Source organism: Cytobacillus sp. (assembly GCF_032154635.1).
GTDB lineage: Bacteria > Bacillota > Bacilli > Bacillales > Cytobacillaceae > Cytobacillus.
On record NZ_JALDXW010000029.1, the window covers coordinates 46,153 to 59,730 of the forward strand.

At 35.9% G+C, this 13,578-nt stretch carries 11 protein-coding genes; all 11 read right to left on the reverse strand.

Features of this window, described 5'->3' with window-relative positions:
- Positions 1 to 15: 15 nt before the first annotated feature.
- The 11 genes from RUH74_RS17880 to manA all read right to left on the reverse strand — a co-directional run bounded on the left by RUH74_RS17880 (position 16) and on the right by manA (position 12,643).
- Complete coding sequence (locus RUH74_RS17880) at positions 16 to 1,605, reverse strand: DUF4214 domain-containing protein (protein ID WP_313802431.1); 1,590 nt, start codon at positions 1,603 to 1,605, stop codon at positions 16 to 18.
- Positions 1,606 to 1,634: 29 nt separating this feature from the next.
- Positions 1,635 to 2,753 carry a glycosyltransferase family 4 protein gene (locus RUH74_RS17885; protein ID WP_313802433.1) on the reverse strand — a complete coding sequence of 373 codons (1,119 nt, stop codon included), beginning with the start codon at positions 2,751 to 2,753 and terminating at the stop codon, positions 1,635 to 1,637.
- A gap of 988 nt (positions 2,754 to 3,741) precedes the next feature.
- Complete coding sequence (locus RUH74_RS17890) at positions 3,742 to 4,884, reverse strand: glycosyltransferase family 4 protein (RefSeq protein WP_313802435.1); 1,143 nt, start codon at positions 4,882 to 4,884, stop codon at positions 3,742 to 3,744.
- Between the two features lie 74 nt (positions 4,885 to 4,958).
- On the reverse strand, positions 4,959 to 5,960 hold the full coding sequence (locus tag RUH74_RS17895; protein ID WP_313802437.1) for a glycosyltransferase: 1,002 nt from the start codon (positions 5,958 to 5,960) through the stop codon (positions 4,959 to 4,961).
- A gap of 135 nt (positions 5,961 to 6,095) precedes the next feature.
- Positions 6,096 to 6,752, reverse strand: a complete 657-nt coding sequence (locus RUH74_RS17900) for a glycosyltransferase family 2 protein (RefSeq protein ID WP_313802439.1) — start codon at positions 6,750 to 6,752, stop codon at positions 6,096 to 6,098.
- Positions 6,753 to 6,876: 124 nt separating this feature from the next.
- A complete protein-coding gene (locus RUH74_RS17905) occupies positions 6,877 to 7,500 on the reverse strand; it encodes a LamG-like jellyroll fold domain-containing protein (RefSeq protein ID WP_313802441.1) in 624 nt (207 codons plus the stop codon).
- Between the two features lie 186 nt (positions 7,501 to 7,686).
- Positions 7,687 to 8,193, reverse strand: coding sequence for a CmcI family methyltransferase (locus tag RUH74_RS17910; protein ID WP_313802443.1), 507 nt, complete (start codon positions 8,191 to 8,193; stop codon positions 7,687 to 7,689).
- A gap of 168 nt (positions 8,194 to 8,361) precedes the next feature.
- Positions 8,362 to 9,327, reverse strand: coding sequence for a GDP-mannose 4,6-dehydratase (gene gmd / locus RUH74_RS17915; protein ID WP_313802445.1), 966 nt, complete (start codon positions 9,325 to 9,327; stop codon positions 8,362 to 8,364).
- A gap of 57 nt (positions 9,328 to 9,384) precedes the next feature.
- On the reverse strand, positions 9,385 to 10,419 hold the full coding sequence (locus tag RUH74_RS17920) for a mannose-1-phosphate guanylyltransferase (RefSeq protein WP_313802447.1): 1,035 nt from the start codon (positions 10,417 to 10,419) through the stop codon (positions 9,385 to 9,387).
- A 155-nt stretch (positions 10,420 to 10,574) separates the two neighbouring features.
- Complete coding sequence (locus RUH74_RS17925; RefSeq protein WP_313802449.1) at positions 10,575 to 11,699, reverse strand: glycosyltransferase family 4 protein; 1,125 nt, start codon at positions 11,697 to 11,699, stop codon at positions 10,575 to 10,577.
- Between the two features lie 23 nt (positions 11,700 to 11,722).
- Positions 11,723 to 12,643, reverse strand: coding sequence for a mannose-6-phosphate isomerase, class I (manA, locus tag RUH74_RS17930; RefSeq protein WP_313802451.1), 921 nt, complete (start codon positions 12,641 to 12,643; stop codon positions 11,723 to 11,725).
- Between the last annotated feature and the right edge of the window lie 935 nt (positions 12,644 to 13,578).

Sequence of the window (13,578 nt, forward strand, 5' to 3'; positions counted from 1 at the left end):
AAATGCCTTTTACTTTCAAAAGGAATTATCTTTAGTAAAAAGTGCTGTGCATTCTGGAGATGTTAAAATAGATTCAATGACAAAAATCCTGCTGCCGCCTTGGTTTAGAATATTTATAAAGCCTTGCATTCCTTCTTCATCAGGTTCACGAAACAGCAATTCTCGGTAGAGGCATTTAACAAAATCCGCATCACCGTATTCGTTGAATGTTCTTAAAACTTCAATAATCGTTTGATTGTATCTATTTAGAGGATTGAGCGGCTGGTTGAATTGCTGACTACATTCATCACTTTGCAAAAAGGCACTTAAAATAGATATTTTACTAACGCCAGAGAATAATAACTTTCGATAATGATCTATTTCTATCGGGTTAGGCCAGCGTAATAATAATTCCTTATATAAACCATTAATGAATTCAGTGGACTCGCATCGATATAACTGGTGGATTTTGTCCATTACTCTAAATTTGTTTTCGGGATACGAATGTATTTTGTTTGTACTATCTTGAAACCTGCCGCCAGTCAATTGATTTAAAGCAAATGATATATCCATAGCAGCCTGGTCATAGGTAAATATTTTGTCAATAGAGCTTTTTAGTTTATTGCCTCTACCAGCTGCTTCATTATAATTTGCATAAATGTTCCTCATCCTTTGTTTCAAATGTTCAATAGAAGCTTCTGCCCATAACTGATCACTTCTATAACCGTGATAATGAGATTGTGGCATCACTGGTACGAAGTGATAGGGAATTAAATAACTATTTTGTTCATTAAGAAAATCAAGCTGACCTCCCCATGCTGTCGCAATGACCGGGAGACCTCGTTTGCCAGCTTCCAGCATTGGGTAACCAATTCCTTCCCCTCTGCTCGGAAGAACGAAAGCACTGCAATGGTTATATAATCCTTCCATTTCAAATTCATTTCTAATGGTCAAATCAATGTAATATCTTCCAGGATCTTTATATTTTCTGCTTTCAGCTGCGACCAGTTCTTCGATTTTTTGGTTATTGTGGGCTCCAGTTTTAATAATAAGCACTACATCTTCATTTGATGAAAATTCCTCGAAATAAGCTTTGAGCAATAAATCGTACCCTTTCCTTTCTATCCAACTAAATATAGATAAAAAACGAAATGTAGGGAGCTGATGAATGTATGATGGAACTTGACTAGAAAGAAAATGCAAACTTTGTGGAGATAAACATGGTCTAATTTTAAAAACCGGAATAGTTAGACCTGCTTGGCGCATGATTTTAACATTATGTTCACTTGAAACAAAAACGGCATCCATTTCATTGCATATGTTAATCCAATGATCAGGAATTTTTGATGTTTCCCAATAAGTGAAGCCAATCGTTATTCCGGGCATCCGTCTCCATGAATCGGGTGGCTGATGTAAGATATATACTTGATTTCCAAAAGCATTTGGCTTTTCAATTAATTCTTTGAAAAGATTGCTTTGATCTGGGGGCAGATTTAACTGATAACCATGGTTTATTAAATCAAGCTTTACATCTATTCCATTTGAATGTAAAGCTAAAAGATATTCCCTAGCAGCTCTGCTATAACCTGAATGATCATAAACTGATCCTTTCCAGACAATTTGCATGATCACCCCTCCATTTTCCTTCATTTACTTTATGATTCAATCGAGATTTCTCTAAATCTGTCCATCATTCTCTCTGCACTTTTAGACCATGTATAGTTATTTAAAACGGCGTCTCTTGCAAGCTGTCCCTTGTACACGGCTTCATTTTGATTCATATAGACATGTCTCATTAACGATCTTAAGTGATCTTTATTTGGCTCAGCCCATGAAAGTTCGCTATTTAGCTTTTGATAACCTTTTACATCGATAAGATAGCCATTCGTATGATTTATAAAATCAAGATGAGCTGACCAATTAGTAGTAATGACAGGGAGAGCTGTTGCCATCGCTTCCATCACTGTCATGCTCCATCCTTCCCCGCGTGTGGGCAGAACATAGCAATTCACACTGTTATATAACTGTGCTAATCTCTCTTCACTCCAATCATCAGTTGTAGAAAGAAAGATAATTGAATCTTTTTTTCTACCTGCTATTTGGTGAACAAATTGATTTACCCTTTCCTGCTGCTGACGAATCTCGTCTTGGCTGCTTGCACGGATTTTGATGATTAAGCTAACATCCTCTTCTTCCCTAAATTCTTCAACAAATGCTTGCAGCAATACATCGTATCCCTTGCGTGCATCCCAACCAGATGAACTCATAATTAAAAAGGAAAAGCTGCGTTTCCCATTAATAGTTAAAGGGGAAAGGCCTGGGCGGTAGATGTCCGCGTTGACTCCTAATGGCATTACTCTAAGCTTGTGAGGCAGCACTCCACTATGAATAAAGCTATGATAATTAAATAGAGACGGAACCCAGATTTCATCCATTTGATTGCAAGCATGTGCCCAATCATTTGGAATTCTATTACACTCAAACATTGTTAATCCAATGCTAAAGTGATTACGATCCTTTTTTAAATAACTGGGAATAAAGTTATAAAAAACAAGATGGTTTTCCTGTAAAGATCGATGGGAAAGACTCTTTAACAAAGACACTTCAGTTGGATCCAGTGATATTGGCTCCCTCTCATTTACACAAGGTGTATACCGTACATTTGCCCCTTGTTTTAACATTTCCAATATTAATGAGCGATTTAATTTTGCATAGCCTGTCGGTTGAAAGAAAGTTCCATAGTTATGAATATTTATCTGATAATTGTTCTGCAAACTCAATCACCTTCTAAAGTCTGTCTGTTTCTTTATATGTTATGTTAAGCCTAGGACAAGCGGAACGAGGGCAATTGCCTTTTTTACACTATTTAAAATAAACAAATAGACTGCCTAAAATGTATATTAAAAAATGAAAAAGGAGAAAAGTGAGAATGATACATATTCAATAGTTGTCCAATCTCAATCGTAATGAGAAACATATTTTATAAGATAAAAAGTTTATGAGGTGATTGATATGATTAACAATAATCAACCTTTTCAGGGATGCTGTCCACTTAGCACGATTCCAACACCACAAAGCTACCTAGGCTAATTGGTTCTCCGGGGCCGCAAGGGCAACCAGGTTCACCTGGACCTTAAGGGATACAAGGAATTCAAGGACCAGCTTGAGTTCCGAGGTCACCGGAAACTGGGTCAACACTTTTTGTTACTGAGCAACAATGAAACACAGTACGTATCTCACTTGGCGCTGATGATTTTTTTATTATGGAAATTCAAGTAATCACAACCGAAACTAACCAAAGGGTTAAACCAGATAGTACAGTGACTATTCTAGTTGACACTGATGGAACTGCAACAAGCTTTTAATATGGTTTGTCAATAAATTTAATTCGAGTCCCATCCACACCAATAACAATTACGTTTCAACATGTAAGTTACTTGAGAACAGCTGGTGTTTTTTCAGATTTATATGAATGGCATCCTAACTTCACATGAGTCGACGTACCTAGACCTATAGGTAACTATACCTATCAAGTTATAGTTTCTGAGGATTCGCTTGTCAGTTTATCAGGATATTTTCGCTCGTAACCACGGACTTACTGCGACTGTTTATCCTCCTGCATAAATATTCTGTTATGTTCAAATCTTGATTACCGTTTTGCTGTTTAGATTATTCACCTGAGGATACAGACAAGAATTAATGTAAAGTAAAAGGAGGATGAACCCAACAAATAATTGGGGTTCATCCTCCTCTTCCAATAAATTAAGCAAATATTCTTTCCTTGATTTGAGATGCAATTTTTTGAAATGAGAAATGATTTCTTATATCTTGCCTTGCCTGTGAAGCAACTTCTTCTCTTTTATTATGGCTTTCAAATGCTTCACGTAACTTTTCTTTTACATTTTGTTTTGTTACCTTCGCCCATTTATGTCCTAAATATAATTCTGGTCTCGACATTTGCAGCTTATCATGTACATATTCCAGCTCTTGCTCTCGTTCTATTAGAAAAGAATTATTTTGATTCATGAATTCGGTAACCCCTCCCCAATTTACGGCAATGACTGGTTTACCCATGGCCATCATTTCCATTTGGGGCATCCCCCAGCCGCATGCCCTTTCGGTTGAAACATAACATGTACAGCTTGAATATAACGATAATAGAGTTTCTCTAGGCATTTTTTCAATAATAAAATGGATATGAGGATTATTTTCTTTAACTGGAATATAAGATGATATTTCCTTCAGAAAATTATCATCATTATTCCAACCAGGGACATAGATCTTTATTATGAGGCTAACATCTTCTTTATCTGAAAACTCCTCACAATAACTAGGAATTAGTAAATCTAATCCTTTACGATAATCAAATGCAATACTATACAAAAATCTAAATGATTTCACCTTTTCAGGAAAAGGATATGGAGCAAATTCCTGATCATATTGCGTGAAATCAATTGGATAATGGATCACTTTAACTTTTGAAGGGTTAACACCAGATTCAGTAAACGTCCGATAATTAAATTGTGTAGGCACCCAAATTTCATCCATATCATTATCATTGCATAAATTAACCCAATTTTCAGGAATACGATCCGTTTCAAAAATAGTAATCCCAATTTTTTTTGTGTATCCTGTTTTGTTGATTCCTGCAAAACTCTCAGGAGTTCCATGAATGATAAGAACGGGGGTATGGTCCAAGCTCTTTACTGGCCAGTGCAGCATTTGAGAGTTTGACAATAGTAAAATATCATCTTTTCCAAGCTCCTGATCTATAGGACCATTATAAATAATTTGTATTGGAAGTCCTATAAGATTCAATGCTCGTAAATAATTTCTAGAAACATTGCCGTACCCTCCGATATCACCTACTGGGCCTAACCATGAAATACTTGATGGTTCTATCATATTATTAAGCTCCTTATCTAGGCTTTCATATTTATGGATTTATTATATGTGTCATTCAATTGTAAAGCTTTTTATCAACTTTGTTTTAGATACATTTCCCATTGCTTTTTAATATTTTCTTTTCCAAACAGTTGAATAGCTTTAATTCTAGCCCGTTCACTTATCTCTTTTGCATGATTATGGTTATTCAGCAATTCTCTTATATACATTTTTAATGTCGAAATATCATCGGAAACATATCCATCCTTACCGTTTTCAATAATATCCTGAATTTCAAAGGTTTGTTGATTATAAAATTGATGGTTACCTCTCTTTTCTCCAATGGATACTATAGGAATGCCTGTCATAAATGCTTCAATAAAACCTAGAGTATAACTCGTTACTTGAGTACCTGTATAGAAAATGACACGGTTATCCTTTAATTCTTGTTTTAATTGTTCGTACGTCAATTCTCCTGCACTTTCAGGCAATCCTTCATTTCCTCGGCCAAACAATTGAACTGGAAAACCATTGCACACTTGATGAAAGAAATCGTAATTGCAATCTATCGCTCTTTGTTTCATCGCTTGATTCAACGCCATGATTTGATTCTTATTTCCATTCCATCCATTATACTCTGCTGGATCTTTGTAAAAGCGGATGATTGCATCGTCCCCTATGTAACCAGGGATCATTTTTTCCCTCGGGGAGTAGCGGACAATTTCTAATCCTTGCCTGCGATATGGCTCAAGTGCCTGCTCTACCGCAGAAACTGACTGACCTATGGATCTCCAAATAACCCGCTTATGCTTGAACTTTTCCCAATTATTCACAACAATTGACGGTGAATGCATAATGATAATAATATCTTTATCTTCAATTAATTCTGGATCAAGATCATCTTTATTGGGTGACCGATCCACCAAATTCGCAAAATGCTGGTCATAACGCATCTCAGGAATAGGAGGACGCAGTGAACTGCCTAAATAAGGACGACAGTAAGCACCATGTGAGTAGCAATCATAACCTAATTCAGTAAATATTTTCAATTCATCGTATTCTAATACTTCATGAACGGATATATATAAAATACGCATGATCTCCCCTTCTTTCTTAAAGTGCCATTATTATAGGTTTTCACCAAAATAATAGAATTCAAAAAAAATAAATAACTGTTTTCTCAGTTTCACAATCGCCTTAGACAATATAAATATGCTGATAACTAGGGAATATTATTTGGGATGATTGAAAGGTGTATTATATTTTTCTTGTGTACGGGGTCCTCCCCATTTAGCTATATAATAGGCTTCCGACTGAGGGAAAGTAATGGTGGTAATAAAGGCTCTATTACTGTCAGAGTGGATAGAAGCACTTCCAACGTGGTTCATTTTATTAGATAAAGGTGTAGAAATCAATTCAAATCCAGCGAGATTCATTCTACGATAATAGTCAGTATCGGCAAAGTAATCTCTAATTATCGTGTCAAAATAGCCTATTTCCTTTTGAGCTTCCATACTATAAGCGGCTAAAGTATCATATAAGGTAAAGATGACTCCCCATTTCCTCCCTTCTTTTATTGTGTTTTCAACAATGGTCAGCAACGCTTCAGGGGTCCCTTCATGTGCTTCCGCGTCACAATGCATGTACATCCATACCTCACATTCCTTTTCTTCAGCTAGGCGGATAATGTAATTCATCGACTGGGTAAACGTAAGCGGCACAGGCGGCTCATAGATTTGAACCTTTGAAGACAGTTCATGCCCCTTTAAATCTCGACCGTCGGAATTATCAATGATTACAGTGTGCTCCCAATAGGGTTTAATGCTTTCTACTGCTTTCTGTAATAAATCCAGGCGGTTAACATATGGAATGCCTACAATATATTTCATACACTTGCTCCTTTCCTTTTAAAAGTTTTACACTTTTAAAATCGGGTTTATCTTATTAATATAGGGGAATTCTTACTTGCTGGAATACTTTACTCAATTAGATCTCAATTATTTTTTCCAATTTTCATAAGATAGAAGCTATACCAACCTGTTTGAAAAGACTGTGAGGACTGACCGTAATATTTTCGTGAAACCACCAAGCTTTGAATAACCCTCTTTTTTGATTGGTTAATATTTGATACATTTCTCTTTTAATTTCATCTCCAGATCTTGAATAATCCCATATATTTATATACTTTAAGTGACCGATATAAAAACCGTAAGGATCATAGCCGCCTAAAAGACCAGAGGCATATACATCTTTTTTCCTACTGGTTAGACCCTGTTTCTTAAGTTCACCATTAATATACAAGAAAGGTGTTTTATCCTTATAAACAATCGCAACATGTGTCCAGTCTTCTAGGGGTGCAGAATATACTAATAATGCCGGGAGATAATTAGAGGAATGTTCAAAAACGGATACACCATTGGTTCCTACAGATACTCCTACTCCTGAACATTCTTCCGTTCCAGTATGCCCTGGCCCAATTACATATTTTTGACCAGTATGTCCACTTACCCCATCTGTAGCTTCTTCGACTATTTTATGGGGTACTTTTGGTTTCACCCAAAATTCATAGGTGAAGGAGTTGGAGATATTTCTAAATACAGGTTGAACAACTAAATGATCTATACCATTAAAAAACATATCTATCCCCCACCTTATTCCCTTTTTTATCCAAATTTAATTAGGGGACCAGCGATTTAAAATCGTAGTCCCTATGGAGAGTTTTTTTCTATAATTATGCTAATCATATATATCGAATTTTATTATAAAGTGAACAACTCTGTAACCTCTTTCCTTTTTAAACTGTAGCTTGTTCAAATTATATATTTATTCTTTATAAATCAGGCCAATTCCATATCCGCCTTGCTCCCAATTCTCAACTATTTCCATATGCCTTTTATTCTCCTTAACTTTTGGCCAAAACTCAGGAACAGTTCCAACAAGCTCTTTTGCACCATGTACAATATCGTGAAACCCAATCAGCCCATCGTTCTTCACTAGAGGTGCATATAAATTAAAGTCTTTTTCCACATTAAAATGATCTCCGTCTATAAACAGAAAATCTAGCTGATTTCCCTGAAGTAAGTCTTGTACTTTATGGAAAGTTTCAAGCGATTGTGAATCACCTTGAATTAAATATAATGTTTGGTTATCTTTTGTTTTAAATGAAGGTACCTCAGAAATATCAATTCCAATTATTACCGCATCTGATGACGATGCTTCCCCTAGTCTTTTCAGAGTTTCACCTCTATAATTTCCAATCTCTAATATAAATCGTGGCTTAATCCGAAAGATTATGTCTGTTAAAGCTGATAGTTCACTCTCAACTTGCATAAAAATCACCTCTTAACATAATTTTACAGCGATTGGTTTTTCTTTATTTTATAAACAGACTATTCTTAAAGTTGATTTTGTAACTTTAGTATGCACCTGTTTATTTACAAATGCTTGCAGTACAAATAACAAATTTAATGATTTCTATTAGAGAAATCACGTAATCAATCACCCCCTTTTTTGGTACATTATTAAATCTTGTTCAACCATCATACTAACCAGCTCTCGGAAGCTTATTTGAGGTTCCCAATTAAGCTTCTTTTTTGCTTTTGTTGGATCACCTAATAAAATATCTACCTCAGCAGGTCGCATAAATCGCGGATCTTGAACTACATAATCCTGCCAATTTAGGCCAACATGTTTAAAGGCCACTTCAACTAATTCTTTGACAGTATGTGTCTCTCCGGTAGCAATAACATAATCTTCCGGATCCTTTTGCTGAAGCATTAACCACATAGCTTTTACATAATCACCAGCAAACCCCCAATCTCTTTTGGCGTCTAAATTTCCTAAAAGGAGTTTTTCTTGGAGTCCAAGCTTTATTTTGGCAACTGCATCCGTCACTTTCCTCGTAACAAACTCAATTCCTCGGCGTGGAGATTCATGATTGAACAATATTCCAGAACATGCATACATGCCATAACTTTCACGATAGTTTACCGTAATCCAATGACCATATACTTTTGCTACACCATAAGGACTGCGAGGATAAAAGGGGGTTTTTTCCGTTTGGGGGGTTTCCATCACCTTGCCAAACATCTCACTGCTTGATGCCTGGTAAAAACGCGCATCCGGTTTTGCTAAACGTATGGCTTCAAGCATATTTGTTACACCAATGCCTGTAACTTCACCAGTATATATAGGCTGTCTCCAGGAATCTCCTACAAACGATTGCGCTGCCAAATTATAAACTTCGTCTGGCTTGATTGCCTGAACTGCTTCAGATAAAGATGTCATATCACGAAGATCTCCTGAATATAACTCAATTTCGTTTTGTATATGCTTGATATTTTCAAAATTCGGTGTAGCCGTTCTTCTTTTTAAACCATAGACTTTATAGCCCTTATCCAAAAGCAACTCAGCAAGGTACGAACCATCTTGGCCTGTAATTCCTGTTATCAGCGCTTTTTTCAATTTTCAGTCCTCCCTATTTAAGCAATGTTATATAATATGAAGGAAATCTTTTTTCGATCATTTGTCCGCAAAATTTTTCTTATTCATTTCATTATTAAGCAATTTTTTGATCGCCTGTTCTTCAGATTTGTGACATACCAAGATCCCTTCTTCTGTGGAAGCAACAATAAGATCCTCTACACCGATAAGAATGGTTTTTCGATCGGAATATACGATGCAATTTGTTGAAGAAGAAGTAATAACATCACCGTTTAGATAATTGTTTTTATGATCGGAGGATTGAATTCGTCCCAAGGAAGTCCATGTTCCTATATCATCCCATTCAAAATATACTGGGACAGTGAATACATTCTCCGCCTTCTCCAAAATCGCATAATCAATTGACACCTTCGGTAATAAGGAATAGACGTCTTGTAATTTAGTTTGATTGTCATTGATGAGTTTCCACATTTCGGACTGATGCTTGTAAAAATTATAGGCTATTGTAGAAGGCTTCCAGATGAAGATACCACTATTCCAAAATACATTTTCATTCAAAATTAATTCTTCTGCTTTTTTTAAATCAGGCTTTTCAATAAATTCTTCTACTTGAAACACCGATGAAGGAACGAGTGTATGTTTATTCGTTTTAATATAACCGTATCCAGTCTCAGGTCCTGTTGGGCGGATACCGAGAGTAACGATTGAATCATCTCTTTCGGCTACTGTTTCTGCATGTGTAAGCGCATGTTGGAAGGCAAGGCTATTCGCTATATATTGATCAGATGGAGCCATGACGAGAACTTCATCATCCTTTTGATTAAGAAAATGTAATGCGGTTAAGGCAATACACGGTGCAGTATCACGTTGATCAGGCTCCAAAATAATTTGGGCCATTTTCAGTTCGGGCAATTGATTCAACACTAGAGTCATATACTTTTCAGATGTAACGATAAACACTTTTTCGGCAGGAAGCCAATTCCTAAATCGCTGATAAGTCTCTTGGAGCATTGAATAATTAGAAATTAGGTTCAGAAACTGTTTAGGTTTTTCTTCAGAACTTAATGGCCAAAACCGAGTTCCCTGCCCTCCTGCCAAAATAATTGCTTTCATATTTTTCCACACCTTTTTAATATTTTAATTTTCTGAAGGTTTTTGAATGCATCATCGTTTTCTTGACGAACACATTAATCCTCATTATATGAATCAACTAGGTAGTGGGGAACTTGGTATATATCCATTTTTACTCGATTTATCACTTAGGCTAGTTAGATTAATCCCAATTCAGTAAGTCGGGATGTGTATTTTAAGCCAATGCTTGTTGGCGAAAAGTCTGAAAACATCTTTTTTTGAGCATTTAATCCAATTGTATAAGCATAACTTCTATCTTGGACAAGCATTCTCATATAATTAGCTGCCTGAAAAATATTAGGCTCGGCCCATTCGTGATTTACATGATACGGGCCAAAATTATCCCGTATTTTTTCCAAGGTGAAATCAACTGGACATGCATTATTCTCATTCATAAAATCAATATTCCCTGACCAATTCGTCGCAATGACCGGCTTCCCTAGAGACATTGCCTCTGCAATTGGCAAACCAAACCCCTCAGCACGGTGAAGGGAAACATAACTGTTCATTTCATTCATCAATCCATTCAACTCTTGTCGGTTTAAAACTTTATTCATAATACTAATATTTTCATAATCTGCAATTACTTGTTTAAGCTGAGCTAATTCCTTTAGATAATGGTTAGAATTATTAATCTTAAGAATCAATCCTACTTGACTATCATTCTTCTTAAAAGCTTCTTTGAACGCCTTGATTACCCCTTCCGGATTTTTTCTTGCTGATGTACTGTGTGTATCATACATGGTTAAGAATAAAAAACGATTTTCTGGTATTCCAAAGTACTTTCGATTCAAGTTGGCAGGAAATTCTACTGAGACTCCGTGTGGCATTATAACAACAGGTTTTGAGGTGTTTTTAGAGATTGAATGAAAGGTAAAATGAGATGGAACCCAAATTTCATTTACTAAGTTAAAGCTTCCATTCCAGTAAACGGGGAAATTAGGCAGCTCCCAATGCCAATAGCCAATATTATATCGATTATGAAACCAAGATCTTTTTAAGGTTTTATGATTGTAATGGTAAAGCATTTGGTCAGCATTAATAAAAAAAATATTTGTATTATATATCGGTACTTTTACTTCTTTATGTGTCCAAGACAGATCATTTTGCCTAGAAGGAGAGTAAGAAAAATTTATGATACAAAAAGGGATACCAGCTGATTCCAATGATTTTGCTGCTAAGCGGCATGCTTCCCCTAATCCGAATTCAGCTCTGGCATACCCGATAAGATTAACACCTTGCTTCAATAAGTGTTTATTCATCGTTCTCCTCCCTGCTTTTTCGTTTACGGATGTGATACGATTGCTTCAAAATTACCATTAATCAGTATCATCCCTATCTGAGCCGGCAAAATAAAATGATCGCCTTTCTGAATATGATATGTTTCCCCGTTAGCCGTTAACATTCCAGTTCCATTAATCAAACTGACCAATTGAAAGGGCTGGTCTTGTACCAATTTAGCCTTTTCATGAATTTCCCATTTATATACAGTAAAGTCCTTGGACTGAATAAAAGTAGTAATCGTATTTTTACCAAATTTATTAATAATTGGATCTATTTTACTTCCTATGTTTGGAACGTTAATAACTTCAAGAGCTTTTTTTAAATGAAGCTCACGCTTTTCTCCACTATGCTCCTTCCGCTCATAATCATATACCCGATATGTTATATCAGAGCTTTGCTGTGTTTCAAGTACCAAAATGCCCTCACACAAAGCATGAATGGTTCCAGAAGACACATAAAAAAAATCACCTGGTTTAACAATGATTCGGTTCAGTAATTGATCCCATTGACCTTTTTCCAACCGATCAGCTAACTCTTTTTTCGTTTTAGCAAAATGCCCCAGAATGATTTCCGCATTTTCCTTGCAATCAATAACATACCAGCATTCTGTTTTTCCAAGCTCCCCATTTTCATGCTGTTTCGCATATTGATCATCAGGGTGTACTTGGACCGACAAATCTCCGTTTGCATCAAGGATCTTAGTCATAAGCGGAAAAACAGGGGATGGATAGTTCCCAAACAATTCACGATTATTTTCGTAAAGGTCACTAAGAGTTCTCCCTTTATATTTTCCAAACTTCACTACACTTTGGCCATTTGGATGGCCAGAGATTGCCCAGCACTCCCCTGTGTTTTTTGAGGGAATTTGATAGCCAAACTGATCGTGTAAAGCAGTACCGCCCCAAATCCTTTCTTTAAACACTGGATCTATAAATAAGGGTTGTATTTTGTATACCTCCTTTTTAATCTTTTTGAATTATTATGGAATGAAGAAAAATTCAATTCCTATAGAAAAGGCAATATTGAGGTATTATATGGGGATGAATCTTTAGCGGTATAGGTGAATACCTAGGGTTCATAAAACTAATGATCAGATATGCACGGTCCTATTTTCTGTCATAGAAAATCACAAATTCCTATGTATTGGGAATTAATTTTCCTTTTAAAGCCGCAAATTAAAAAAAGATTGAACAAGAAAAAACGACGGTATCCAGCCATCGCCTTTTCATTGAACCAATTAATCTTCAACACTGTAGAAATCGACCATAAATGTAACCCCACTAGATTTGATCTAGTAGGTTGAATCAAGGAATTGGTAACCTTAAATGACACAACGATTCTAAAAAGAACTCCCAACAGGAAGAATACTAAAACGATTCGAATACACGCGAATATTATGCCAGTTAAACGGTCGGGTCTCGGTTAATCATTCATCAGATTTATTAGGCTTATCTACGATCAAAAAAGACTCTTCTAACCCAGACGGATACAGGAAAACTTCGTAAAAGAAGTTACAGGAGGCCCCTGTTGTTCAAAAAGTTCAATTTTTGCTTCCATGGCATTATCAGCAAATGCAACGAAAAATATTCGTAATGCCCTTTCAATAACCAATTGTGTTGAACGATAGTATAAAATCCTGCAAAAACGATAATTTCTAAAACTCATTGGCACCCAAAAAGGTTGTGATTTCGGAACATCCGAAACTTTTATGTAAACTAGACTTGTATAGAGTATTTAACAAATAAATTTAGACCTTGTTTTAAACGATAACATTAGCTTTAATAAAAACCACCCGTGATAACTAGACTAACCTAGATAAATGAGACACAATAAAACACCTTCGAAATGGTACACTTA

Excerpts from the sequence above, each read along its gene's own strand:
- RUH74_RS17880 (WP_313802431.1), bottom strand. The coding sequence starts at position 1,605 with ATGCAAATTGTCTGGAAAGGATCAGTTTATGATCATTCAGGTTATAGC.
- RUH74_RS17890 (WP_313802435.1), bottom strand. The coding sequence starts at position 4,884 with ATGATAGAACCATCAAGTATTTCATGGTTAGGCCCAGTAGGTGATATC.
- RUH74_RS17895 (WP_313802437.1), bottom strand. The coding sequence starts at position 5,960 with ATGCGTATTTTATATATATCCGTTCATGAAGTATTAGAATACGATGAA.
- RUH74_RS17900 (WP_313802439.1), bottom strand. The coding sequence starts at position 6,752 with ATGAAATATATTGTAGGCATTCCATATGTTAACCGCCTGGATTTATTA.
- RUH74_RS17905 (WP_313802441.1), bottom strand. The coding sequence starts at position 7,500 with ATGTTTTTTAATGGTATAGATCATTTAGTTGTTCAACCTGTATTTAGA.
- RUH74_RS17910 (WP_313802443.1), bottom strand. The coding sequence starts at position 8,193 with ATGCAAGTTGAGAGTGAACTATCAGCTTTAACAGACATAATCTTTCGG.
- RUH74_RS17920 (WP_313802447.1), bottom strand. The coding sequence starts at position 10,419 with ATGAAAGCAATTATTTTGGCAGGAGGGCAGGGAACTCGGTTTTGGCCA.
- RUH74_RS17925 (WP_313802449.1), bottom strand. The coding sequence starts at position 11,699 with ATGAATAAACACTTATTGAAGCAAGGTGTTAATCTTATCGGGTATGCC.